At 41.3% G+C, this 24,968-nt stretch carries 27 protein-coding genes, 2 rRNA genes and 1 pseudogene; 4 read left to right on the top strand and 26 right to left on the bottom strand.

What is annotated here, in order from left to right:
• Positions 1-39: 39 nt before the first annotated feature.
• The 6 genes and pseudogenes from pdxK to hxlA form a co-directional block, all read right to left on the bottom strand.
• Positions 40-852: a pyridoxine/pyridoxal/pyridoxamine kinase gene (gene pdxK / locus PV403_RS20235; RefSeq protein ID WP_332085799.1), complete on the bottom strand. Its 813-nt coding sequence runs from the start codon at positions 850-852 to the stop codon at positions 40-42.
• Positions 853-1,051: 199 nt separating this feature from the next.
• A complete protein-coding gene (locus PV403_RS20230) occupies positions 1,052-1,510 on the bottom strand; it encodes a DUF2500 domain-containing protein (protein WP_332085798.1) in 459 nt (152 codons plus the stop codon).
• A gap of 42 nt (positions 1,511-1,552) precedes the next feature.
• Positions 1,553-3,353, bottom strand: a pseudogene (gene pepF, locus PV403_RS20225) (oligoendopeptidase F).
• A gap of 169 nt (positions 3,354-3,522) precedes the next feature.
• Entirely contained in the window at positions 3,523-3,924 is a 402-nt protein-coding gene (locus tag PV403_RS20220) for a winged helix-turn-helix transcriptional regulator (RefSeq protein ID WP_213535508.1), read from the bottom strand.
• A 70-nt stretch (positions 3,925-3,994) separates the two neighbouring features.
• A complete protein-coding gene (gene hxlB, locus PV403_RS20215) occupies positions 3,995-4,546 on the bottom strand; it encodes a 6-phospho-3-hexuloisomerase (RefSeq protein WP_332085797.1) in 552 nt (183 codons plus the stop codon).
• Between the two features lie 9 nt (positions 4,547-4,555).
• Positions 4,556-5,188 carry a 3-hexulose-6-phosphate synthase gene (gene hxlA, locus PV403_RS20210; protein WP_332085795.1) on the bottom strand — a complete coding sequence of 211 codons (633 nt, stop codon included), beginning with the start codon at positions 5,186-5,188 and terminating at the stop codon, positions 4,556-4,558.
• Positions 5,189-5,624: 436 nt separating this feature from the next.
• Here hxlA and PV403_RS20205 point away from each other — a divergent pair, with 436 nt between their 5' ends.
• Positions 5,625-7,466 (top strand): LTA synthase family protein, encoded by a 1,842-nt coding sequence (locus tag PV403_RS20205; protein WP_332085856.1) that lies wholly within the window; start codon positions 5,625-5,627, stop codon positions 7,464-7,466.
• A gap of 84 nt (positions 7,467-7,550) precedes the next feature.
• Here the strand turns inward: PV403_RS20205 and PV403_RS20200 are convergent, their stop codons facing one another.
• The 4 genes from PV403_RS20200 to PV403_RS20185 form a co-directional block, all read right to left on the bottom strand.
• Positions 7,551-8,624, bottom strand: a complete 1,074-nt coding sequence (locus PV403_RS20200) for a lactonase family protein (protein WP_332085794.1) — start codon at positions 8,622-8,624, stop codon at positions 7,551-7,553.
• 15 nt (positions 8,625-8,639) lie between these two features.
• Positions 8,640-9,089 (bottom strand): OsmC family protein, encoded by a 450-nt coding sequence (locus PV403_RS20195; RefSeq protein ID WP_332085792.1) that lies wholly within the window; start codon positions 9,087-9,089, stop codon positions 8,640-8,642.
• 107 nt (positions 9,090-9,196) lie between these two features.
• Positions 9,197-10,333 carry an NADH-dependent flavin oxidoreductase gene (locus PV403_RS20190; protein ID WP_332085790.1) on the bottom strand — a complete coding sequence of 379 codons (1,137 nt, stop codon included), beginning with the start codon at positions 10,331-10,333 and terminating at the stop codon, positions 9,197-9,199.
• Between the two features lie 190 nt (positions 10,334-10,523).
• A complete protein-coding gene (locus PV403_RS20185) occupies positions 10,524-11,198 on the bottom strand; it encodes an SOS response-associated peptidase (RefSeq protein WP_213535515.1) in 675 nt (224 codons plus the stop codon).
• 213 nt (positions 11,199-11,411) lie between these two features.
• Between PV403_RS20185 and PV403_RS20180 the strand changes: the two genes are divergently transcribed.
• A complete protein-coding gene (locus PV403_RS20180) occupies positions 11,412-12,095 on the top strand; it encodes a hypothetical protein (protein WP_332085789.1) in 684 nt (227 codons plus the stop codon).
• 105 nt (positions 12,096-12,200) lie between these two features.
• Here the strand turns inward: PV403_RS20180 and PV403_RS20175 are convergent, their stop codons facing one another.
• The 8 genes from PV403_RS20175 to PV403_RS20140 all read right to left on the bottom strand — a co-directional run bounded on the left by PV403_RS20175 (position 12,201) and on the right by PV403_RS20140 (position 16,200).
• Positions 12,201-12,659, bottom strand: a complete 459-nt coding sequence (locus tag PV403_RS20175) for a hypothetical protein (RefSeq protein WP_332085788.1) — start codon at positions 12,657-12,659, stop codon at positions 12,201-12,203.
• 22 nt (positions 12,660-12,681) lie between these two features.
• Complete coding sequence (locus PV403_RS20170) at positions 12,682-13,161, bottom strand: hypothetical protein (RefSeq protein ID WP_332085787.1); 480 nt, start codon at positions 13,159-13,161, stop codon at positions 12,682-12,684.
• A 25-nt stretch (positions 13,162-13,186) separates the two neighbouring features.
• Positions 13,187-13,672: a hypothetical protein gene (locus PV403_RS20165; RefSeq protein ID WP_332085786.1), complete on the bottom strand. Its 486-nt coding sequence runs from the start codon at positions 13,670-13,672 to the stop codon at positions 13,187-13,189.
• Positions 13,665-13,922 (bottom strand): hypothetical protein, encoded by a 258-nt coding sequence (locus tag PV403_RS20160; protein ID WP_332085784.1) that lies wholly within the window; start codon positions 13,920-13,922, stop codon positions 13,665-13,667. The genes PV403_RS20165 and PV403_RS20160 overlap by 8 nt, the downstream gene beginning before the upstream one ends.
• A 10-nt stretch (positions 13,923-13,932) precedes the next feature.
• Positions 13,933-14,373 (bottom strand): GNAT family N-acetyltransferase, encoded by a 441-nt coding sequence (locus tag PV403_RS20155; protein ID WP_332085783.1) that lies wholly within the window; start codon positions 14,371-14,373, stop codon positions 13,933-13,935.
• Between the two features lie 21 nt (positions 14,374-14,394).
• Positions 14,395-14,841 (bottom strand): GNAT family N-acetyltransferase, encoded by a 447-nt coding sequence (locus tag PV403_RS20150; RefSeq protein WP_332085781.1) that lies wholly within the window; start codon positions 14,839-14,841, stop codon positions 14,395-14,397.
• 379 nt (positions 14,842-15,220) lie between these two features.
• Positions 15,221-15,892: a GNAT family N-acetyltransferase gene (locus tag PV403_RS20145; RefSeq protein ID WP_332085780.1), complete on the bottom strand. Its 672-nt coding sequence runs from the start codon at positions 15,890-15,892 to the stop codon at positions 15,221-15,223.
• On the bottom strand, positions 15,802-16,200 hold the full coding sequence (locus PV403_RS20140; protein WP_332085779.1) for a hypothetical protein: 399 nt from the start codon (positions 16,198-16,200) through the stop codon (positions 15,802-15,804). The genes PV403_RS20145 and PV403_RS20140 overlap by 91 nt, the downstream gene beginning before the upstream one ends.
• 127 nt (positions 16,201-16,327) lie before the next feature.
• Here PV403_RS20140 and PV403_RS20135 point away from each other — a divergent pair, with 127 nt between their 5' ends.
• Complete coding sequence (locus tag PV403_RS20135; protein ID WP_332085777.1) at positions 16,328-17,056, top strand: MOSC domain-containing protein; 729 nt, start codon at positions 16,328-16,330, stop codon at positions 17,054-17,056.
• 58 nt (positions 17,057-17,114) lie between these two features.
• Here PV403_RS20135 and PV403_RS20130 read toward each other — a convergent pair whose 3' ends face one another.
• From PV403_RS20130 to PV403_RS20120, 3 genes are all read right to left on the bottom strand, one after another.
• On the bottom strand, positions 17,115-19,082 hold the full coding sequence (locus PV403_RS20130; protein ID WP_332085776.1) for a PTS fructose transporter subunit IIABC: 1,968 nt from the start codon (positions 19,080-19,082) through the stop codon (positions 17,115-17,117).
• Between the two features lie 61 nt (positions 19,083-19,143).
• A complete protein-coding gene (gene pfkB, locus PV403_RS20125; protein ID WP_332085775.1) occupies positions 19,144-20,058 on the bottom strand; it encodes a 1-phosphofructokinase in 915 nt (304 codons plus the stop codon).
• Between the two features lie 3 nt (positions 20,059-20,061).
• Complete coding sequence (locus PV403_RS20120; protein ID WP_213536253.1) at positions 20,062-20,808, bottom strand: DeoR/GlpR family DNA-binding transcription regulator; 747 nt, start codon at positions 20,806-20,808, stop codon at positions 20,062-20,064.
• A gap of 481 nt (positions 20,809-21,289) precedes the next feature.
• Here PV403_RS20120 and PV403_RS20115 point away from each other — a divergent pair, with 481 nt between their 5' ends.
• Positions 21,290-22,558 carry a chitinase gene (locus PV403_RS20115; RefSeq protein WP_332085774.1) on the top strand — a complete coding sequence of 423 codons (1,269 nt, stop codon included), beginning with the start codon at positions 21,290-21,292 and terminating at the stop codon, positions 22,556-22,558.
• Positions 22,559-22,580: 22 nt separating this feature from the next.
• On the opposite strand, the gene PV403_RS20110 is transcribed toward PV403_RS20115, so the two are convergent.
• From PV403_RS20110 to PV403_RS20090, 5 genes are all read right to left on the bottom strand, one after another.
• Positions 22,581-22,943, bottom strand: a complete 363-nt coding sequence (locus PV403_RS20110) for an MmcQ/YjbR family DNA-binding protein (RefSeq protein ID WP_332085772.1) — start codon at positions 22,941-22,943, stop codon at positions 22,581-22,583.
• A gap of 13 nt (positions 22,944-22,956) precedes the next feature.
• Complete coding sequence (locus tag PV403_RS20105) at positions 22,957-23,553, bottom strand: histidine phosphatase family protein (RefSeq protein ID WP_332085770.1); 597 nt, start codon at positions 23,551-23,553, stop codon at positions 22,957-22,959.
• Positions 23,550-24,089 (bottom strand): AAA family ATPase, encoded by a 540-nt coding sequence (locus PV403_RS20100; RefSeq protein WP_332085769.1) that lies wholly within the window; start codon positions 24,087-24,089, stop codon positions 23,550-23,552. Before PV403_RS20100 ends, PV403_RS20105 begins: the two co-directional genes overlap by 4 nt.
• Positions 24,090-24,567: 478 nt before the next feature.
• A 5S ribosomal RNA gene (gene rrf / locus PV403_RS20095) occupies positions 24,568-24,684 on the bottom strand.
• Between the two features lie 157 nt (positions 24,685-24,841).
• A 23S ribosomal RNA gene (locus tag PV403_RS20090) occupies positions 24,842-24,968 on the bottom strand; the annotation flags it as partial.

Here is a 24,968-nt window from a genome sequence, read left to right as displayed (position 1 = left end):
GTGTTACTTTTTAGTGTTACTGAGATAACGTGCTGAGTATTATTTCGCAGACGGGATCCGGTGTGCAGAATGTCTTGTTGGGCCAACAAACTGGTTAAGCGGGAATCCATTTGAGATCGCCTGTGTTACAAACGTTTTCGCTCCAGATACGGATTCACGAACGGAACGCCCTTTTGCAAGCCCCGCTGTAATTGCAGCCGAAGATGTGCAGCCCGCACCATGCGTATACTGGGTTTCAATCGCATCCGCTTCAAACCATTCATAAGTTTGTCCATCATATAACAGATCCACTGCTTTACCTGGACGGATTTTCCCTCTATCTTTAATCAGAACATGTTTTGCTCCGAGATCATGAATGATCGTTGCTGCTTCCTGCATTTTTTCCAGTGTAGTAATCGGACCTGTTTTAGCAAGTTGTGAAGCTTCAAAAATGTTTGGAGTTACAAGATCCGCACGCGGAAGAAGGAATTCGATCATTGCTTCTGTATTTTCTGGCTGCAGTACTTCATCTGTACCTTTGCAGACCATAACAGGGTCAATAACAATTCGATCTAGCTTGTACTGGTCAATATAACGAGACACGAGTTCAATAATATCAACAGAACCTAGCATCCCTGTCTTCATAGCATCAAAACCAATACCTTCAATTGCGGTTTTAAGCTGCGCTTCTACAATCCCAAGATCCACAGGAAATACTTGATGATCCCATGTCTTCGGTTCCATGCATACAATCGTTGTTAAAGCCGTCATTCCGTATACATCATATTCCTGGAATGTCTTCAAATCAGCCTGAATTCCAGCGCCTCCGCTTGTATCCGAGCCTGCTACCGTTAATGCTTTTCTTATCGTCATGTTCATTATTCCCTTCGCTTGTAGATAACTTCTCTATTATAAAATAAGTGAATGGCCTTAATCCATACCCATTTTGTAAGATTATCATAGAAATCAACATTTCGTGAAAAAAACTGTCTAATCACCCCTCTATCGAGATGACCAGACAGCCTCTAGTGAATCAGCAACAATACTTAGTAAGATGTGAATGATATATTTTTTAGGGCCGAAGCGGACTTGCCATCCGTTCAAATCCTAAATACCGAGTTCCTTGATGAGTAAGTGTGCCCTCGTCACCTTCAACCAGCAAACCATATTCTTCTGCCCGCACCTCAAATTCTGTTCGACGACCATCTTCAAATTCAAAGGTTAGATAATAGTTAGTATATGCCCTGCTATCACCAGAACCTCCACTCACTTCGGTTCTTTTGGTTAGAACACGTGCACGTTCGGTCAAACGTTCAGCCGCATTATTACGAGTATAAGTGGTAACCCCCTGTATAATTGAATAAAGAACAACACTGATAATAATTAATAAAATTGTTGTAAAGAAAAATGCAAATACAGGAGGAAAACCAGCAAAAAAATTGCCTAATCCTGAGAAGAAACCAGGTCCTTCATCAAAAAACATGCCTCCGTCGTTAAATCCACTTCCAAATAAGTAAAAATGAACGCTCATGACGTTTCTCTCCCTTGATGGACATAAAAACCTTTGTACGAATTAGTATAAACTCTCCAGTTCATCAATCAGTTCACCCACATAACGTACCGCACTGCGAATCGGTTCCGGCCGCGACATATCCACACCAGCCAGCTTCATGAGTTCCAAGGGACTTTTGCTCCCCCCGGCTTTTAAAACCTCTAACCAGCGATCTACCGCAGGCTGTCCTTCGTTACGAATCTGCTCAGCAACAGCAGTCGAAGCAGTAAGACCTGCAGCATAAGTATAAGGATAGAGACTCATATAATAATGCGGCTGACGCATCCATGTAAGGGCAGCATGATCATCAATGACAACATCCTCTCCCCAGAATGAAGATAAAATACGGCCTTTTAGCTCACATAACTTCACAGCGGTAATCGGCTCATTATTCATGGCAAGTTCGTACACCTGACGCTGCAGTTCTCCTTCTAATAGGTGAGTAACGAAGTTGTGGAAATAGGTTCCTAACAGCTGCGAAATTACCCAGCGGCGCATCCGCGGATCATCAGAACGTTTGATTAAATGATCTGCCAGCAACAGCTCGTTCAGTGTAGAAGGAGCTTCAATAAAATAAAGTGATGGTCTGGCATTGGTAAGACGTTGATTTTTCCCAGCAAGCATTAAATGTCCCGCATGACCCACTTCATGAGCGAGGGTAAAAGCACCTCTCATGTTATCTGACCAACTGATGAGAATGTAGGAATGGACATCTGGAATAGACATACAGAAAGCACCTGTTCGTTTTCCTGCATTATCTGCATAATCAATCCAGCGTTCACGGAAAGCGTCAGCGACAATCTCGCCATATTCCGGTCCAAGGACCTGCAAAGCTTCTTTGATCAGTTCGCCAGCCTCTTCGAATGAAATACCGGGGCTAAAATCAGGATCAAGCGGAGCTTTTAAATCAGCAAACGTCATCACAGATAAACCCAGTACACGTTTCTTGAGTGCTGCGTATCTCCGCATATGTGGTGCAAGGTCTGTCTGAATGATATCAAGGATATTATTGTACATCGCTGTAGTTACCTGCTGAGGCTTAAGCAACATATCTGTTACCGAATCGTATCCCCGAAGACGAGATTCAATCACTTGGCGTTTTACTTCTGTTCCATACGCTTCTGCGAACGTATTTCGATATTTATACAACGTTTCACTAAATGCGTTAAACGAATTTCGGCGTAGTACGGTATCAGCAGACTCTACATATTTATTCTCATAGAGTGCAAAGGATACGGGAACTTGTTCCCCCCCGTCCATCTTCAGCGGAAGGAAAGGTCATGTCCGCCAGCTTGCTCCGTTCATAAATACGGTAAGGTGCGTTTAACACTTCACCAAAAGAAGCAAGTACTTTTTCGGTTTCTGCACTAAGCCGGTGACGCTTGCTCTCAAGCAGCAACTTCAAACTTCTTTCGAACACTCGGAGTCCAGGCTCTTCTTCTATGTAGGCTTCCACTTTTCCATCCGGAAGGGATAAAATCTCTGAACGCACAAAAGAGAGTGCGGAGCTTACCGCAGAAGATACGTCTCTCGCTTTTGAGGCATCCATTTGATTCTGAGGGTTAATACTGTCGCCCGATTGATGCAGATATGAGTAAGCACTCATTCGCTGCAGTCTTCCCTGAAGCTTCTCCTGAGCCTCCAGACAAGCAAGCAGTACTTCTGCACCCTCTCCCAGCCTTCCTTCATACTGTGTAACGGTAGAAATATCAATCTCGATGGCTTTACGCTCTTCCTCCCAAGCTTCTTTCGTAGCGAATATATCATCCAGATTCCAAGTGGATTCTGACCGGACTTCAGACCTTGTTAAAATTTTGGTCATAGAGTTCATCCCCTTCTCTTTTCCTGTTATGTACTTCCTAATTTATGTAATTGTATCATAAAATAACTTGAGCCTCTTTTAAAAAAGACAAAAAAAAGAACCCGCTTCTGTTTCCAGAAGCGAGTCCTTAGGACGAGACTCATTATTCGATTACCCGCTCATAAACTTATTACTCGATTACCAGCTCATGGTCAGGATCTGGCGTCTCTTCACCGTCGTCTTTCCATATCACGTTCTCACCATATTGTTTGCCCCAATTATACATCGCTTGTAAAACTGGCATCAGGCTTTGTCCATGATCCGTCAAAGAATATTCCACGCGCGGAGGAACTTCTGCATACACTTTGCGATGAACAAGAAGGTCTTGTTCCAGTTCGCGCAGCTGATGGGTCAACATTTTCTGTGTAATATGAGGGATCATCTTTTTCAGTTCACTAAAACGTTTGGTCCCTTCAAGACCCAAGTGCCACAATATAATTAGCTTCCACTTTCCGCCAATGACAGCAAGCGTCAGTTCTTTCTCACAATTAATTTCTTTAAGATTAATCCGATCTTTTATTTCTGTTGCCACTTGATACCATGCCCCCTTCACCTAAGTCTACTATAACTTTCTATTTCGCAGCAAAAGGGGCTAAAGAAAACTATTCAAGATTGGCATGTCTTTCAAACATGGTTCTTGTATCCTGATCCATCTTTCTCATTAATGATAGAATAATTCCATCAAGCGTAATGATCAGACTTTGTTCAAATAGTGAACCCATGGGCTGAATAGATTGCCGCTTACCTTCATCTTCCTTCGCTGCCGCATGAATTTGAATGATTACATCCGCAAGCTGCCCAATCGAAGAATTTTGATGAATCGTAAGAACCAAGACGGATGCCTCCATTGCTTTCGCCTTTTGGGCCATGGATAACAAGCTTTTCGTTTCACCTGACCCGCTGCAAAGAATCAGAACGTCTCCTTTACGAATGGGAGGGGGCGTCGTTTCTCCAATTACAAAAGTAGGCTTACCTAGATGTGCCAGCCTCATGGCAAACGCTTTTCCCATTAAGCCAGACCGACCTGCTCCCGCTACGAACACCTGACCTGCTCCGGCGATTACATTCATCGCTTCCGTTAGCTGGGTTTCGCTTAGAAGAGTCGCTGCCGTTTCTAATTCCCTAAGGATCGATACTACATCACTTTTTACCATCGCTTTTGGTTACCCTTGTTTAATCAATTGCTGCATCTCAGCTGCTACTGCTTTTTTATCATCTTGGGTAGTAATTCCGCCGCCGACAATAACGAGATCAGGTCCAGCTTTGATTACTTCCGGCAAAGTCTCCAGCTTAATTCCGCCCGCAATCGCTGTTTTTGCATTTGTAACAGCTCTCTTAATCGTCTGCAAATCTTCAAATGAGTTTTGGCCTACGGCTTGAAGATCATATCCAGTATGGACACAAATATAATCGACACCAAGAGCATCGATCTCTTTCGCACGCTGTTCAATGTTTTTCACATTAATCATATCAACGAGGATTTCTTTGCCTTGTTTTTTTGCTTCTTCTACGGAACCTTTGATTGTCATATCATCCGTAGCACCAAGTACAGTAATAATATCAGCTCCCGCTTCGGAAGCTTTCATAATTTCGTAACCGCCCGCATCCATAATTTTAAGATCTGCGAGTACCGTAAGATTAGGGAATGCTGCTTTCATTTCTTTCACTGCATGAAGTCCTTCATTAATGACGATTGGTGTTCCAATTTCCACAATATCAATATAAGATTCAACCTCTTTTACCAATTCAATAGCTTCTGAGATATTTACAAGGTCAAGTGCTAATTGTAATTTCATTATCATTCGCTCCTTTATAGTTCGTTTTCATGACAAGCTGGCTTCCGTTTGTCAGTTCCCCTTTATACTAAATACTAGAGATCCAAATAGGAAGTACGCACTTTAAAGTAGGGTAGTTACCTCGAGTATACTAATGGGCAGTATGTTGATTTTTTATATAAACACAAGAACTTTTGAACTGTACGTTTTAAGCACAATTGATTAGCCAGTAAGACCTATACTATAATGCTAGAAGATATGATAAATATCTGGAAAACGATAGAATCTAGCAGGGAGGGATAACTTTTGTCCGGCAGATGAGATTCCGGCTTAAGTACAATTGATGAAACCACCACTCGAAAAAGTAAAATCTCAGGACGACGCTTTAATAAACTATGTCCCAAGTACTCCTGAGCAAAAGTCAACCGTTTTTGTCAAAGCTTCAAATGTCCTCACCATGATCTGCACACGCTCGTTATTGTTCTTCTCTCTAATTATGCTGTTTAAGAGTTATGTAGCTTGGTTTGGCGTTTTTGATGACGGACCTTCCTGGGCCATTATGCTCAAAGAATTACCTTTCATACTGCTCATCTTCTGTCTTATTGAGTGGTTTGCCACGAAACGAAAATTAATGATATATACTATTTTCAATTTGCTTTTAACCGCTATTTTCTTTGCAGTTATTATTTATTACAAATACTATGGTGTTATTGTCACCTACAAAGCATTAGAGCAAGTGAATCAGGTGACCGCAGTCAGCAACAGTGTTTTCTCACTAATCGATCCTCAATACTTGCTGATCTTCACGGACGTTCTCGTGTTTGGCTATTTACTATTCAGGAATAAATCGGCGAGAAACTGGAAACAAGCGATACGAAGACCCGCAAATAAAAAAATCATTGCCTGTCTTTTTTCTATCTCACTTCTTATTACATCACTGAATATTTATACAAATCGCGGCAGTTTTAATGAAGTAGTCAAAGCAGAACAAATGGGGATTTTCAATTACGAAGCGTACACCTTGCTTAATCAAAAGAAAGCGGAACTTATTCCATCAGAAGAGATCACGCAAGAATGGATTAATGAATTAAAAGGATTGTCTGAAAATAAGGCTGACATTCTACAACTAAACGGAGCTTTAGAAGGGAAAAATCTCATTATCATTCAGATGGAATCCCTTCAAAATTTTCTGGTTCATCTAAAAATCGATGGTCAAGAAATTACACCGAATTTAAATAAGCTGGTACAAGATCATACTTATTTCTCTCATTTTTATCATCAGGTAGGCCAAGGGAATACATCGGATGCTGAGTTTGTAGTAAACACTTCCTATTATGTCCCACCTGAGGGTGCGGCTGTCCAGACTTACGTAGACAAAGTGTTGCCGAGCCTGCCAAGACTTCTTAAAGATAAAGGTTACAATACTGCTACGTTCCATACCAATGTCGTAGAATTCTGGAATCGCGGCGAACTATATTCATCACTCGGGTTCGATCACTATTATGACAAGTCATTCTTTGGTGAAGAAGATACGGTATTCTTTGGAGCTTCCGATCATGTACTCTATCAAAAAACAGCGGAAAAATTAGAGGAGATGGATCAAGAAGCAAATCCATTTTATGCCCAAGTCATTTCCATGTCTGCTCACCATCCGTTTACTCTTCCCGAAGAGAAAATGACGTTATCTCTTCCCGAACGTTATGATGATACCTTTGTGGGGAACTATATTCGTGCTCAGCATTATGCAGATGCTGAACTTGGTACATTCATTGCGGATTTGAAAAATCGCGGGGTATGGGATAACAGTGTTGTTGTTCTATATGGAGATCATGTTGGACTGCCGACTACATCTCTAGATGACGAAGACCTGTCATTGCTAAATGAAATACTCGGGCATCCTTATGATTACTCGGATATGATCAATATTCCTTTTGTCATTGCTTCTTCCGGTGTCACACCTGAGGGAGAGCAGAAACAAATTGGTGGTCAGGTGGATATCTTGCCTACTATAGCCAATCTGCTTGGTATTTCACTCGAAGACCATATTCATTTCGGGCAAGATTTATTTAATCAAAAGGATTATAATTTATTGCCTGAACGCTATTATCTGCCTACCGGCTCGTTTGTGAACAGCAATGAAGTCTTCATCTCGGGCAGCGGATTTGAAGATGGAGAACATCATTTACTGAAGAACATACAAGAAACGGATCATATAACGACAGAGAATGATTTCTATCATGCCCTTTCTCTTCTCGATTTGTCACATAGTTATGTATCCCAGCTTCCTCTTAAACAATAAGTAAAACAGCACCCTATGTCCTCACGATGTAATCGTGAAGCATAGGGTGCTGTTTTATTTGCAGCCACATTTCCTGTGTCTACACTACATATATACGGACCATACGCAGACTGGCTTTGGTGACTCCACTTGTTTACCTGTATAAGTCAATCGGCCTGTCTCCTTGTTCACTTCGAATACAGCGATATTATTCGTATCTCGATTAGTGACAAGCATCAGGTTACCGTGTGGTGTAAGCGAAAAGTGTCTTGGATGAGCACCTTCCGTAGAGATATGCTGTACATGTTCGAGCGTTCCGTCCGCCGAAGTGGCATACACAACAATACTGTCATGACCCCGGTTAGAGCCATATACAAAGCGCCCATCCGCCGAAATCGTAATTTCTGCACACGTATTTTCACCTGTGAAGTCGCTTGGCAACGTAGGCAACGTTTGAATCGCCGTTAAATTCCCTTCTTCAGCGTCATAAGAATAAGAAGTTACCGTAGAATCTACTTCGTTAATTACATAGGCATACTTGCCATTTGGATGGAATACGAGATGACGTGGACCTGCAGCGTCATGCGTATGCACTTCACGATGCAGCACAAGTTTATTTTCTTCCCGGTCGATCTGATATACAAAAATCGTATCCAGCCCTAAATCTTGAACCATGATAAACCTTCCGTCTGGCGAGAAGAAAGCAGAATGAACATGAGGACGATCCTGACGTTCTGGATGTGTCCCATGACCTTTATGCTGTTTGGAATCAAGCATTTTACCGATGCTTCCATCTTCTTTTAATGATACTAGACTTACTGTGCCTCCATGGTAGCTTGAGATCACAAGATACTCACCTTGAGGATCCTTTTGAACATGGCATGTAGGTGCATAAGCAGACTGACCACGATTGATGAGTTCCAGTTCTCCCGTCTCCGGTAAAATCTGATAAGCTAGAGCTTCCCCTGACTTTAAGCCATCGGTTGTCACCATTTCTCCAATGGATATAAGTTGCTTAGAATCCGAATCGACTTGGAGAAAGGTTGGGTTCTTCACTCCTCCCTGCTTACTGCGCAGGGATAGCTCGTATGTATTTTCATCGAGTTCATATACATGAATCCCTGGATTTTCTTTCTCTGCATAAGAACCTGTAAATACAAATAATTTTGAAGTTGTCATTTTGTATTTCCTCCCTTACATACTGTCTACGAGCACACTTGGCTCTGTTTTTATTTGTACATTTCCTGCAACAGCTCTTGAGATCATACAAGAACTTTCCGCTTTATGCGACAGATGAAATGCTTTTTCCACATCCGAATCTGTTGAGCCTTGCTTCAAAGTAACTACCGGTCGATGAGTAATTGTTTCATACGTAAATATATTGTTTGTTACATCGACGGTCGCTTCTGAAGTTAAGGTAAGCTGTTCTACAGAAAGTTCAGAACGCTCCATCATTGCTGCAAGAGTGATCAGATAACAGGTGGCAGCTGCTCCAAGCAGCATCTCATCCGGATTCGTACCGATCCCCGGTCCACCCATCTCTTTAGGAATTGAGATCTTGGTTTGAAGCTGTCCCGCTTCAATCGTACCGGTACTATTACGTCCACCGTTCCATACAGCTTCGAGTACAAATGGGTGCTTCAAGCTGTAAACATCCTCTCTTTTGTTTATTTTACTATATTATAGAGCATCTAAGAAAAAGCAATAAAGCCGGAAAGCTTCGGGAAGCTTCCGACCTTATACTCATCATATTATTTTGATTCTTCTGAATCAAGTACCGGGAACCAGCCCGGGACTCCGAGAATCATATTCCACAGCGGATCCGGAATGACAAGACGTTCCTGATCTTCTTTTGTTAAGTGCACAGCAATATGCTCTTCATTGCCGGATTCAATCTTTTCAACCCAGTCGGGTTCAATAATCAATTCTCTGCCAAGTGCTATCATGGATACATTGGTATTCAGTGCACTTAGTGCCTCATCCGCTGTATGAATGTTACCAACTCCGACCAGCGGAACTCGGTTACCTACACGCTCTGCAATCCATTCCATTCGGGTTTTAGAATCGTCCGCGCCACGTCTTGGTTTGGACCAGAAATCGGTAAGCGAAACATGAAGATAATCCAGGTTTTTCTCAAGCAGTGCATCCGTTAATACGAAAGTGTCTTCCATTGTCAGTCCCGGTGTCTCCGGTTCTTCTGGTGAAAAACGATATCCAACAATAAAGGGACCTTTCGCATATTTCTTAACTGCGGATTGAACGGAATCGATCACAGCAAGCGGGAATGTAAGTCGTTTCTCTACATCTCCACCCCAGCGGTCTTCTCTACGGTTTGAATGAGGGGAGAAAAACTGCTGGATTAAGTAACCGTTAGCTCCATGAATCTCAACCCCGTCAAAACCTGCTTCAATTGCACGGCGAGTCGCTTCTCCAAAATCCTTAATAATTGAAACAATCTCAGCATCCTGCAGTTCACGCGGTTCAGGCGATCCTGGTCTTTCACTTGCAATTGCACTCGCGCTTACAACATCTCCGCCTACCAAATCAGGGGGAGATAATCTGCCCGCGTGAAAAATCTGTAACACGGCTTTAGCACCTTGTTTTTTAATGGTATCCGCCAGTTTCTTAAGACCTGGCACAAAAGAATCGTCCGATACCGAAAACTGACCTGGAAAACCTACGCCGTTATCTGTTACATACGCAACTGCAGTAACAACGACACTTACTCCATTAGAGCGGCGAGCATAATATTCCAGCTCTGCATCTGATACAGTTCCGTCCTCATTAGAAGACCAATTCGTCATCGGCGCCATCATCATTTTATTTTTTAAGATCATTCCATTCGGTAAGGTAACTTGATCAAAAAGAAGATTATATTTTGAATTCATCTCTATCACTCCCACATTTACAGCTATAATATTAGTAAACTTTTCCTTGCTTACTGAAACAAGTATAGTTACTTTAAAGTTTCTATGCAAGACATCGTAAATAATAAGGCTGTAAAAATACACATGACCATACCAAAAACGGCTTTACTGCCGTCCTGGTATGGTCATGTGTATTAACGATGTTCAGGTGTTAAGGTTTGATCATAGCCATTCGCATATCTACTTCTTTTACACAATCCAGTGAATCATGGTTGTCATTGCCCACGAGCGATGATACAGGATATACTTCCATCGGCGTATCCCGATAAGATGTAAGATAAGGAAGCAGTTGATGTACTTCCGTAATTCCTGGATCAAGCCAGGCATCAATCGCTTCTTTTGTTAAAATCGCCGGCATTCGGGTATCAAATTCTCGAATAGTTAGATTAGCATTCGACATCAGCATGGTGCAGGTCCGAAGTGGAACCTTATTGGTATCTTTCCAAATTTCATAGAGACCCGCGACTCCAAACATAGAACGATCCGGCATAACTACGCGAACGGCATATTTTCGTTTGCCTTCCTGACGCCAGTAAAAGAAACCATTACAAGGAATAATGCACCGTTTTGTTTCTACCATTCTCCGATAAGTCACATTATCATGAACAGACATCAAGTCTGCGTTAACAGCATCCTTGCCCCAAAAAGGAATAAATCCCCAACGATATTCGTCCATGATACGTTCCCCATCTTCATAAAGTATGAGCGGAGCATGTTGTGTCGGGCTAATATTGTAACGGTTTTTGTAATAATACATAACCCGCTGCACACCAAAATGATCACGAACTTCATCCAAATCTGCTGCAAGCGAATAACGTTTACACATCCTTTGTAACCCCCCTGAATTTTCCTTTACTATTCGCAGCAGGAGGTAAAATTATGCATAAAAATATTGTGTCTTCCCATTGACCGAAACGGTTTCACTTTATCGTTTGTTATGCGAATCTGGTTCAGCAAGTATATTCGTTTCATTATTATACATATTGGTGAATAGGCTTATGGAATAAAGAAGAAAAAATCGAATAGAAGGTGGGATCGCATGGATTTCTGGATTTACTCAGTCATTACAATCGCTTACATTATCTTGTTATTGTTCATGTTCACCCATTTGGCACGGACAAAGCAGTGGTTTCATTACCCGATTTTACTCGTGATCTTAGCACTTGGCCTTGCTTACGATAACGGCATCATTGCAGCTGGCAATGCCATTGGCGAAGGTAAGCCCCTTATGATATTAAGCAGTCTTCGTTTTTGGATTCATGCTTTTGTCACACCGGGTCTTGTCCTTGTAGGTTATTACATACTTCAAAGATCAGGAGCAGCTTTTGCTTCGAAAACATACATACGGATCTCCGCCTGGATTTTAACATTAGCATTGATACTGTATCAGGTCTTTGCTCAAACCTTACATGAAGTGAAAAATCTGCAACTAGTTCAGGAATACGGTGTTCTTCGCTATGCAGCAGAAGGCACCTCAGGACCTCCAATCATGGTTATTGTGGTGGGTCTAATACTCCTAATCATCGGCATCATCTTAATCTTTCGGCAAAAATGGATATGGATGTTTGTCGGAACCGCGTTACTTTTTATAGGGCAACTGGTTCCTCTTCCTTTCGAAAGTTCAGCAGCCACAAATATTTTTGAGCTCATTCTGATCATCTCTCTATGGGTAACAATCTTGTTCCAAGATCACAAGAATGGATCTTATCCAACCACACGGTGAATTTAATCAGCTAAATATTTCATATCATTAACTATTAAGCACATCAAAAAAACCTCCCAAGTTTGCTACGAATGAAACAGGTTCGGGAGGTTTTTACGTATCTAATTATAGTGTCCACATTCGCTGGGTGAGTACAGGAACTTCGTTTCGCTCTCCCCATTCATGTATTTCATCGAAGGCATGATCTGCTTTTTGCTTATCCAGCACCCGAAATGCAAGCCATAAGGGTACGAGTCTCTTATTTTTAGGTTTGATTCCAATATGCGGCCCATAATACTCCTCTATAATAATGGACTTCAGCTCATCTGTATGAAACATACGGTTACCTACGATAATGCACCCCTTATGAAGTTGGATGCTTTTAGGTTTGACAGACCATTGATATAGCAGCAGCCCTAGTTCAAATAGAAACAATACAGCGGTTATAACTATGAATACATTTATGTAATCCCTATCCATATGAGCAATCGCTTTATATCCCCCCATCAATAAGGTGTACATCCCCATGGCGAACAGATTCCTGTATCTTCTCCTCGAAATAACTTCAATCTGAGGCTCATTCATAAATATTCCTCTCCCTTCTATACTATATTATCGATCTGATTTTTCCCTCCCGGATTTCAATCTGATATGTATCTGCCCATTCCTGCAACTGATCAAATGCTTCTTGTTCCTTATTAGGATTTGCAAATATAAATTGTAAACGCTGAGGAATCCATTTGCGCTTCTTTAGTTTAATTCCTATCGAAGAATTGAGATATCCTTCTGAGACAATTAGATCAATTTGAGAGGGGAATATCACCTCTCCTTGCATTATAAGCCGGTCTTCCTTGATGATCAGTAACTGTTCTCTACGAGTGCGAGTATAGGTGAAGTAATAATAAAGCTCATACCCTATAAGCACGATATATACCAGAATCAATACGAATGAAAGAACGTGCAGCAACACATGATCTGTCTTTCGTTGAAGAACGCTAATACCTAACAGCATTAAAAAAAATAATATAGTAGCTGCCAGCTGTGATTTACGATCTTTTTTCGTAATTACATATTGTTTCTGCTCCACCTCGGTATCCTTCCTCTCTACTAAATTAGTAAGATATGCGTTTATACTGAATAGGAATCTGGTGGATCTCGGACCAGGTTCGCAGCTCCTTCATAATTTCGTCTTCCTGCAATGTATTCTGATATTTCAACCTTAAATGAAGAGGAATTTGTTTTCTCCCCTTCAGCTTAACCCCTATCGTGGAATTCCAGTATCCATCGATCCGAATGGCTTCAATCTCCGAAGTCTTCACGCTACAAGAGCCTAGACGAAATGACCCAGGTAATAACTCGAGTTCGACGAAGCGAAGTGGATAGTATGTAAAACAATACTTTAGTATTAGAAATAATTTATACAGGAAAAATCCGATCACATACATATAACAACATACGGATAAGACATAAAGAAGTAGCGGAATCTCAAGCGTACTATTTTTGACCAGAAAATAAATATAAGAGGAAAGTAACGGGATTAAAAAAATGATTACTGCTAGATCTCTTTTTCTTCTTACTACATGTATTTGTTCACTCACTTGATTTCCCCTTCCTGATCATCCGTGTTATTCCGGTTCGAATCATCATATAGACGAAGAGCGTCAATAAAGCCATACCGATCATCAGTAGAGGAGAAGCTTCAAATGATTGAACAGATGCAGACTCACTTTGCATCATCTGAGGAACATACATCCATGTCATAACCATTCCCGATAAAATCGGCATAATCACAAAGATCAGCATGAGAACCACTGCCCCTTCAAGTACAAAACGCCATGATTTGCTCAATTCCTCACCCCTAATCTAAATATTTTCGAAATCCTACCACTGACTCTTTCTCATTGTATCCAAGAGACTCATACAGCCGATGTGCTTCCGCTCGCCCTGCTCCCGATACCAAAATAAGGTAAGAGCAATTCTTGCTTCGTGCAAGTTCCTCCATTCGGTCCATCATTTTACGGCCGACTCCTTGTCTGCGCGCCTTGGAAGAGACCACAACGTTCTCAATTACCATAAAGGGGTTACAGTCACCAGCCAAGTCCTCACAATAGATTCCCATCACTGATCCAACAAGCTCCCCATTGTAAACAGCACCCAGCACTTCATAATTCTCATTATGCAGCAACCTTTGATAGGTTTCTTCTAATTTAGTGAAATTTGTTTTTTCACCTGTTAACTCTTCGAGCAACATTGCTAATGTCGGTAGATGTTCCATCTCCACCTTTTGAATGGTAAGCATTCATTCCACCCCTTTTCACTTTCATTCCAACTTTTTCTTTAAAAAATACTGTTTGATCCCCTCTGGGTATTCATCATTTACGCCATAGATTTCATATCCATTCTTCTCATAAAAGGAGGGAGCTTGATAAGAAAACGTGGAGGTATGTGCGAATAAGCAGCCCATCTCCTTCCCCCTGCGCTCTGCCTCAAGCAGCATCTGCCTGCCATACCCCGCTTTTCGGTAATCTTCTGATATCCATAGCACATCAATGTATAGCCCATATAACCATGACTCACAAAAAATACCTCCGACGACTTCTGAACTGGCATTTTTCAAATACAAGTGGATGTTTTGCCCCGGCTTCTGCAGCAGCCCGTTACTCGCTCTTACATTATACCCGTACAGTCTCCGGCAAATATTTTGGTAATCTTCAGGATGCTCTCGAAGCTCTGATAGTCGTAAATCACCAATCTCGATATCACTCATTATGTATCTTCCCTCCCGATCTCTTGCTAGTAACCGCTGATATTTCTCGGGTAATCGCAGGATATTATTTTCTTTGACAAAGTTTATGTTTTCTTGTCAGGAACCTTGGGAATCTCCTGATGAAAAGAGTAAAATCTCGCACACATTTATCGATTTATAAGAACCAGACACTCTTGTTTCAGAATAAAAAAACAGGAAATAACTATGATATTTCCCCTCGGATTAATACATGCTAGGCATTTTGTTTACATGCTTGTATACATCATACATGCTTCCTCCTCCATAAAATAAAGAAACCCGTTTTTTCCTAGGAGGGAAATCCGGGTTCATCCAGTTTTTACTATTATATAATTTGATAGTTATGAACGAAAGAATTTTCTTATCTGTGTGAAAGGGAATCAATCTTAATCAGATCTTTTCCATAACGATGCTCTTCACCTGAGATCGTAAAACCGAGAGATTGATAATAAAGCTCCAATGCTTTTTCATTCTTTGTCTGCACACTTAGTCTTGCTGCAGTATATCCCTTTTCCTGCAAGTATTGCAAGCCATAACGGATAAGATGCGTTGCAATTCCTTTTTTTCGCCAAGCCGGTACGACAAATACTTCTTCAATGGAACCTGATTTCTCATTTTCTTGACACACCATGACGCTGGCTACGAGCTGGCTATCCGGATCTAGTGCAGCAAAGCTAGTGAAATCAGTTCTTCCTTTCAACTGACGAAGTCGATGTAACCCAAGTGGATATTCCGGCCATATCGTGCTTTCTGTACGCAGATAGCGTTGTTCTTCATCAGAAGATTCAAGTGCAGTTTGGATGAACTGAAGTTCAGGGATCTGTAAATTGGAAGCTTCCTGTACACTATTCAGCTCTTTTTCCATCTCATACTGGCGATACATCGGAGTAAAACCACGCTTCTCAAAAAGCGCTGAATTCTCCTGTTCTCCCTGATGATTTCCTACACAAAGCTGTACGGAATGCGTCTTAGGAAGATCTTGAGCGAGGACAAGCGCACGTTCATATAATGCACCGTAAAGTAACTGAAACACTTCCTCCTGATTAGATACTTCGGTCTTACCTTTATATTCATATAGATCTGGTGATAGCTCTCCACTGTACCGTCTTTCGTTCCTTCGTATACACCGGTCTCATCCTGAGATTGAATGGTTATGATTTCGACTTGTCCTTTTCCAACAAGGGTCTCTCTGTCAAAGGCACAGTACACATTATCGTGATTTTCTTCCGGACCTGGCCACCAAAAAATCGCATGTTTATACTTCGCTGTCACCGCCAGATATAACTGTACAACTTGTTCATGACATGAATCTTTATAAGGTTTTAAGACGATTTGTCCCATTCGCATCCTCTTTCCCTGTTTTCTTCTATTGTTACCCCAAAAAATACCATAAACAAGTTATTATATATCTATAAGTGTTATCTACCACCTTGCACAACCTTTTCATGAAATCGAAGGAGTGAACTCAATGTATGTCGGCCGGATCAAAGAAATTGTACGTCATCCTATAAAATCGTTCCAAGGAGAACGGGTGCCTTGTACTCAAGTGATGGAATATGGACTTTATGGGGATCGCAGTCATGCTTTTGTACACAAATCAAATCAAAATCAATATGTTACGATTACTCAATTGCCACAAATGGCTAGTTTTCAGGCCAGCTTTACAGCTCAAGAAATAGGGAAGCATTATCCGCGTGTGGAAGTCATTACACCTGAGGCACAGAAATATTACTTTGGTGATGAGGAACTGACTCGTAAATTAGAGGAATTGTATAAAAAAGAAATTGTGCCGATCCAGTACGAACCTGCTCATGTGCCTTTAGGAGCGATCGAAGAGGAACCTATTCAACTCGTCACAGACGCTTCCATTACACAACTTGAGAAACTATGGGGAAATAATGAAGTGGATTCACGTAGATTTCGACCAAACTTCGTTTTGTCGCTGGCTGAGCAGATTCCTTTTATGGAGGAACAATGGTTTGGTAAAAGGATGCAAATCGGAGAGAATGTTATCTTACTAATTAAACGACCATGTAAACGATGTTCCATCATTAATATTGATCCAGAAAATGCGAAGCGAGACCCCTCTCTGCTGAAGAAGGTAGTTACTGAGCGAAATAACCAGTTTGGTATATATGCTTCTGTACTGCATACGGGTATTGTTACCGAAGGCGATGAAGTCACGCTTCTGGATTAGCCTTATAAAAAATAAAACCCGGAAGGATATTCCCTTCCAGGTTTCATCTTCATTTATTTTATGCTTTTACTTCAATTGGTTTTTTCCATAATCCGAGAATCAGACCAGACACAATCGCTCCAATGACTACAGCAAGTAAGAACAGCAGTGCATGGTTAGCAAGTGCTGCTACAAAAATACCGCCATGCGGTGCAGGAAGGTTAATTCCCCACAATTGTGTTAGTCCGCCTGCAATACCGGAACCAATAATACAGGAAGTCAGGACACGAAGCGGATCAGCTGCTGCAAATGGAATCGCGCCTTCGGTAATGAAGGAGAGTCCCAGCACGTAATTCGTTACACCTGATTTACGTTCTTGTTCAGTAAATTTATTTTTGAAGAACGTCGTAGCGAGTGCAATGGCAAGTGGCGGAACCATACCGCCGGCCATTACTGCTGCCATCATTAGCCCGTTCTCGTTCCCGCTAGAAGTAAAGACACCAATGGAAAACGTATATGCAGCTTTATTAAACGGACCACCCATATCAACGGACATCATTCCAGCAAGAATGACACCAAGAAGCACCATATTCCCTGTACCCAGGTTATTCAGTATATCCACCAAACCTACGTTAATCCAACTGAAAATCGGTGAAAGAATGTAGTACATTACTGCACCGGTAATCAGAAGACCAAAAACAGGATAAAGCATAATGGATTTTAGTCCATCAATCGCTGATGGTAAATATTTAAATACTCTACGCAGGCCAAGGATCACATAACCCGCTAGAAAACCGGCTGCAAGACCGCCAAGGAATCCAGCGTTTGCATTTACTGCCATTAAACCGCCGACCATACCTGGCATGAGAGCTGAACGATCCCCAATACTCATCGCAATAAAACCAGCAAGGACCGGAATTAGGAAGTGGAATGCTCCATCTCCGCCGCCAATCGTCTGCAATAACTGGAAGATCGGACTATCCGCACCAGCTGCTTGTTCAATCAAGAAGGAGATGGCAAGCAGGATACCTCCACCCACCACGAATGGCAGCATATGCGAAATCCCGTTCATGAGGTTTTTATAGAGCGTACTTCCTATGCTTGTCTTTTCTTCATCCGCAGAAGAAGAGGATGACGCAGAATCTGCATGAAGTATAGGTGCATCACCTTTTAAAGCCTTGGTGATTAGTTCTTCTGGTTTACGAATTCCGTCCGCTACTGGGCGCTGAAGTACAGGTTTTCCATGGAAACGGTCCAGATCAACCTTTTTACCAGCTGCAATGATGACCCCTTTTGCTCGGCGAATTTCATCTTCAGTCAGAACGTTTTTCGCTCCTTCTGCTCCGTTCGTCTCTACCCGAATTTGTACTCCCATCTCTTTTGCTTTTTTAAGCAATGCATCTTCTGCCATAAAAGTATGAGCAATACCTGTCGGACAAGCCGTAACGGCTACAACAAAATCTTCGGAAGAATCAGCTTTTGTTTCTGCTTCTGTTTTTGATTTCGTTTCTGCTTTAGCTTTTGTTTCTGCAGAACCTGCTTCAGCTGCAGTTGCCTTTTCTGCTTCTTTTTTCGCTTGCTCCGCTTCTTCGGTTTGTTGCTTTTCATCAAATAATGCAGTTACTTCATCCGGCGTTTTCGTGTTCATCAATTGTTCGATGAAATCAGCGTCAATTAATAGCTTAGACAAAGCAGCAAGTGTACGAAGATGCGTATTCCCTGCTCCTTCTGGGGCAGCAATCATAAAGAATACATGAGCTGGTGCTCCATCTAACGAATCAAAGTCAATCCCTGCTTTGCTTTTTGCAAAAACAACCGTTGGTTCATTCACTGCTTTAGTTTTGGCATGCGGCATCGCAATACCTCCACCAATCCCCGTACTTGATTGCTCTTCTCTCTTATAGATCGCTTCCTTGAACAATTCCGGGTCATTAATACGTCCGCTTTTGTTAAGGCTCGCAATCAGTTCATCAATTGCTTCCGCCTTTGTTGTTGCCTTTAAATCCATTATCATTACTTCTTTGATCATCAGATCCGTAATTCTCACAGTATGCACTCCTTTACTTAGGCAAGTATTAAAAATCGAATATCCTTACCCATGATGTAAGTTATTTCCACTCATTAATTTGTACTTGAGGAATCAGCGACTCAATCTGTTCTTTTACTGCTAGATCATCGGAGAACGCAGTTGCACTGCCTGAGGCAACACCCGTACGGATAGATTTCAGTACATCGCCTGTAAGAGCGAACGTTCCAATAAATCCAGCAATCATGGAATCTCCAGCACCTACTGAATTCTTCACTTTACCAGCAGGAACATTCGCATGATATACCTCGTTATCCGTAATCAACAATGCACCTTCACCCGCCATAGAGATGAGCACATGTTTAGCACCTTCTTCAAGAAGTTTCCGGCCATATTTCACCAAATCTTCCTTGGTATCAATGGTAACGCCAAATAGTTCAGCCAGTTCATGGTGATTCGGCTTTACAAGAAGAGGTTTATCTTTCAGTGCTTGTAACAAGGCTTCTCCAGTTGTATCGATAACAAAGTCAGCCCCTGCTTCTTTACAAACCTGAATTAAACGCTTATAAAAGTCACTGCCAAGAGAAGGAGGTACACTGCCCGATAGAACGAGAATGTCACCTTTTTTCAATTGAGAGAGCTTTGCTACAAGAGCTTGCGCTTCTTCATTCGTAATAGCAGGTCCAAGCCCATTAATTTCCGTTTCATCGCCATGCTTCAGCTTCACATTAATTCTTGTATCATCGGAAATCGATACAAAGTCGGAAGCGACCGAGCTCTTGGATAAGAAATCACGAATGAATTCACCTGTAAATCCGCCAAGGAATCCCATCGCTGTATTCTCTGCACCAAGCTGGGTAAGAACTCTAGAAACGTTAATCCCTTTTCCTCCAGGTAACTTCAAATCCCGTTTCATTCGGTTTAAATGTCCGAGCTGTAATTGTTCAACTTCCACGATGTAATCAATGGAAGGATTCAGTGTCACTGTATAGATCATTGTTCATCCCTCAATTACTTTATATTTCTGACCAATGGGAACTTTATATGGTTCTGGTACCATATCGGTAATTAACGTTGCTTCATTCAAGTCAAACAACTTAGCAAACGTAATCTCACCAAATTTACTGGAGTCAGCTAGCACAAAAGTTTCACCAGACAACAAATGCGCATTCCGTTTTATTAAGGCTTCCTCCGGGTCAGGAGTAGTATACCCCATCTTTACATCAATTCCATTCGTACCAATAAACGATTTATCAAAACGGAATTGATTCATATTTTGAAGTGCGATACTCCCTACGACTGCTTTCGTATGCGTTTTCATCAAGCCGCCAAGCAAGTAACTGCGAATATTTTTGGAGACTAACGCATCCACATGAGACAGGCCATTCGTTACCACTGTAATATTCTCTGCTTCTATATAAGGAATCATGGAAAGTGTTGTTGTACCTGCATCTAGATAGATACAATCGCCATTTTGCAATTGCTCCGCTGCAAGCCTGGCAACTTTATTTTTCTCATGAATGTTTTTGAATGTTTTTTCATCCATACCGGGTTCAGTGCTTTTCTGTGTAATTAGTGAAGCACCACCATGCACTCGCTTGAGCAGACGATTTGCCTCCAGATCAATAAGATCTCTTCTAACTGTTGATTCAGAAGCCCCTAGCAACTCTACAAGTTCTTGCAGTTTGACAACGCCGCGTGATTGTAAGCGTTCTAAAATCAAACGGTATCGTTCTTCAGTAAGCATTCCCACTCCTCCTGCCAGCTCTTATAGTATCATAAAATCATCAAAAAACAATCATTTTCTATCAAAATTATTCAAAATCTATCATCCATTCATTTATTCTGTCACAATTTTTTAAAAAATAAAGATGTCATTTTCTATTGTGTCCTAATTCATAACCCTCTTCCACTTCTCACTTCTATAATCATTACCCTTTATTTATAAATCTGTTCCATCTCTTCCACTCATTGTGTTGTAATTTATCCCTACACGTTTGCACATACACAAATCCTAGTTTTCCTAAAATGATCGACAGCAATCACTCTAATTCTCCGGCATTTTCTACTCTCTTTGTCCTATTTCTATATTCTATATATAACTGTCCCTTTAGAGCCATAAGGAATGACCAGAACACGGGATTTAGGAACTATGTACAAATTTTTTAAGGATTTTTATGATATGTTTGAAAACCAAGTCCATTTTAATGAGTGGAAGGAGAATAACGATGAATGAAAAGAAACGTCTGGCTAAGAAATCCCTTGCCTATAAAAGTGTAGGCATTGCCCTCAGCTCAGCTCTATTACTATCACCATTAACTACTGCCGCCCAGGAACTAAAAACAAACTCAACTTCGCCAGCTTCTAATACTTCATCCGAAGGACTAACGAAATTAAGAAGCCTCAGCTTAATTCAGTACAAAGGCAGTACCCTAGAACTCGGAGAACACCGTTTGCTATCTCGTAAAGATATTACTCAGGAATGGGACGATATCGATCCTGATTATTCACCTGATAAATCTATAGAGGCGGTAAAAGCATTATTATCGGAGCAAGATTTTGAGGAGTTATTTCCTTATCGGCTTGGTTCTAAAGAATGGTTCAAGGTTGCTAAGGGAAAGGAATACTTTAAAGAGGACCAAAGTGATTATTTTTCGTACGCCAACTTAATGCAAGCAGTCCAAGAAGTGTCTAACCTAAAAATTAAAATTAGTACACGAACAGGTTCGCCCTCTTCGCAAGAAATCGTTAGATTAGATAAAGAAGCAAAAGTGGAAACCCTTATTCTTCGATCGGATGATTTTAATTCAGATGAAAATAAGAAAAAAACGTTAGAAACGGTTATTGTGGACTTTGGTGCCTTCTTAAAGGAAGGATTTAAAAAAGACCGAAAAAGAGAACTTGCTGCTTTTCTCGCTAATCTATCCCATGAAACGGGAGGAGGATGGGCTGGTGCACCTGGAGGGGAACTAAAATGGGGCCTATTCTGGAATGAAAATATTGCAGGACGTACAGGAGTAAATATGGATGCCTTTGTTGATCCAGCTTCGGCCAAGCTATTTCCTGGAGTAAGTGGTCAGCGATATTACGGACGGGGTCCGATCATGCTGAGCTGGAATTTTAATTATGGATTATTCAGTTCTATCATTTACGGAGACAAAAATGTTCTTCTGCAAACTCCAGATCAAGTGGCGGAAGACGGGAAACTAGGATATATGACGGCAATCTTATTCTGGATGACACCACAAGAACCTAAACCATCAGCACATGATGTGATGGCAGGCAGATGGAAACCAACTCCGGCTGAAAAAGCGAAAGGGCTTACCCCGGGTTTTGGAGCGAGCATTCTTGTACTGAACGGACTTGAGGCCGGTCTTGGTGAAGTAGAAGGTAGTCCTGTTCTCCGAAGAGCTGGCCATTACCGTGATATTACGAAACGTATGGGAATCGATATTACGGATGAGAAGATCGACACATTAAACATGAAGCCCTTCTAAATCACGAAAACGCATTGACTGCTTAAGAACTAAGGATTAACTCTTGTTGTTTTTTAGTCAGGCTTTTTAGTACCAGCTCATAGGAATGATCAATCATTGATATAATATCCTCAAGTGATAAGCTTCCTTGAAGAGATATCGAGTTCCAGTGCTTCTTGTTGAGATGATAACCGGGGACAACTTCTTCATGTTGTTCCCGTAGATTCTCAGCTATCACGGGATCACATTTGAGAGAAATGTCTGTCGATTGCTGTTTCTCATTGAACGTAATTAAGGCAAACATCTTGCCTCCAACTTTGACAACAAGGGGCGCAGGACCAAAAGGGTAATCTTCTGTTGCCCCCTTTTTAGAAAGACAATATGCTTTAATGGTATCGTTCTTCATAAATCATTCTCCTTTATTCTTGGTGTATGGGGGTATTCCACATGCGCTCTACTTTAGTCAGCTTCATATCACGAAAAATTAAATGATAGATATCCGGCATCGTGGTTTGTTTCCAAAAGCGAAACCCATAATTTGAATCGTAATAGTTCATCATAATGGTCATAATATTTCCGTGGGTACCAATGACAACATGCTTTCCTGCATATTGTTCCAGCAATAGTTCAAGTACAGGAATAGACCGCTCTTGTGCCTGCTTTGTCGACTCCCCTCCGTGCAGCGAGTAATCCTTGTCATCAAATGACTTTTTGATGGCCTGGAGAATGACCTCCCATTTTTCCTCATAAAGGGGTCCTTTTATCAAACGTTCGCGTAAATTTTCATATTCATCGATCGGTAGCCTGTTTTGATCCGCTACATATTGAACCGTCTGAATAGCTCTTCTATATGGACTTGAGACCACAGCATCTACCTTAATATCGGCGAACACATTTGCAACACACTTCGCGTACTCTAATCCTTTCTCCGTAAGACCTCGTGAACGTTCCTCTCCATGAATATATATAGATTCTGCATGTCTAACCATATAAATATGGGTTTCGGTAGATGTCATGTCAGGTGCCCTCCTTTGATGTGATCCAAAATCGTCTTAACGACTTCTTCTCTTTTCATCTGGTCTGTATCAAGTTTAATCTCAAACCGTGCATCTTCGAATGCCGCGATACAACGTTCCGTTTGTCGATATACCCATTCACCAGGTGTTTCTCCTCGGTCATTCAGCCTACTATGGATTGTATCTTTAGATGCAGTAAGACAAAAATGATACATCTCTGAATCTATTTCCCCAAGGCCTTGCCTTATATATTCATAATTCTCAAGTTTATATAGAGTCATTGGTATAATCAGTGTACGGTTATATTTTCGTTTTAATTCTTTAGCACAAGCGACAACAAGTGTTCTCCACAACTCTAAATCTTGAAAATCATCCGTTTGTTCTTCCTTATATTTCACCTCGTCTGGTATAACCTTTCTCAGCATATAACCAATCTCTTCCGGGTCAAAAATCATACTGTTTGGAATCTTCTTATTCAAAGCCTTCGCGGCCGTCGTTTTTCCCGATCCAAATGCACCATTAATCATGATCATCATAAAATAATATCCTTTCTAAGCGCAAAAATTACGTATATATTATTTTGTATACTTCTCTATCCTGGATCAAATACCTTGTTCAGATATTAAAACTGTTCTTGTCACAGGACTTAAAATATCAAAAGCGTTGAAAGCATTAACCATGTTACGTATCCATCGATTCTACATAAGATGGTAAGATATGCGAATAACAAAGGGGTGCCATTAATACCATTACATTTACAATGGCCAAGGAGTTAGGCTCAAAGGGATATTACACTCAATTCAGTGATGTCAGCGGGAAAGGCAACTTGGAGAAATTAAAAGACGTTATTTCATATCTAGCAAGTGAATAAGCCAGTTTTATTTGGGGACAAATTATAATGAAACTAGAGGAAATCATCTATATAATCCGACTGTTTACAGAGCACATAGATTAGCAAGTATACATACAAAAACACACTTCCGATATACATCGAAAGTGTGTTTGTAGTGCTGTGCTTGGCGGCGTCCTACTCTCCCAAGACCCTGCGGTCCAAGTACCATCGGCGCTGGAGGGCTTAACGGTCGTGTTCGGGATGGGTACGTGTGGAACCCCTCCGCTATCGCCACCAAACGAGCATTTGTGAAACAAATGCGATCCGCGTTGGTTTTGGTACATCACGATAAAGTGTGTATAAAACCAATAGCGTTTTACAAGGTTTTGCTCCCTGAAAACTAGATACGAAACATTCTTTACGATTTATAGCTTATGCTTTCCTTCAGAAAGCTTATAGGATAAGCCCTCGACCGATTAGTACTGGTCAGCTCCATGCATTGCTGCACTTCCACCCCCAGCCTATCTACCTCGTCGTCTTCAAGGGGTCTTACTCATTGGGAAATCTCATCTTGAGGTGGGCT

The sequence above is a fragment of the Paenibacillus sp. GYB006 genome, from assembly GCF_036577645.1.
In the GTDB taxonomy this organism is placed as follows: Bacteria; Bacillota; Bacilli; order Paenibacillales; family Paenibacillaceae; genus Paenibacillus.
The sequence above is the reverse complement of the archived record's forward strand: the minus strand, read 5'-3'. Positions and strand labels throughout refer to the sequence as shown.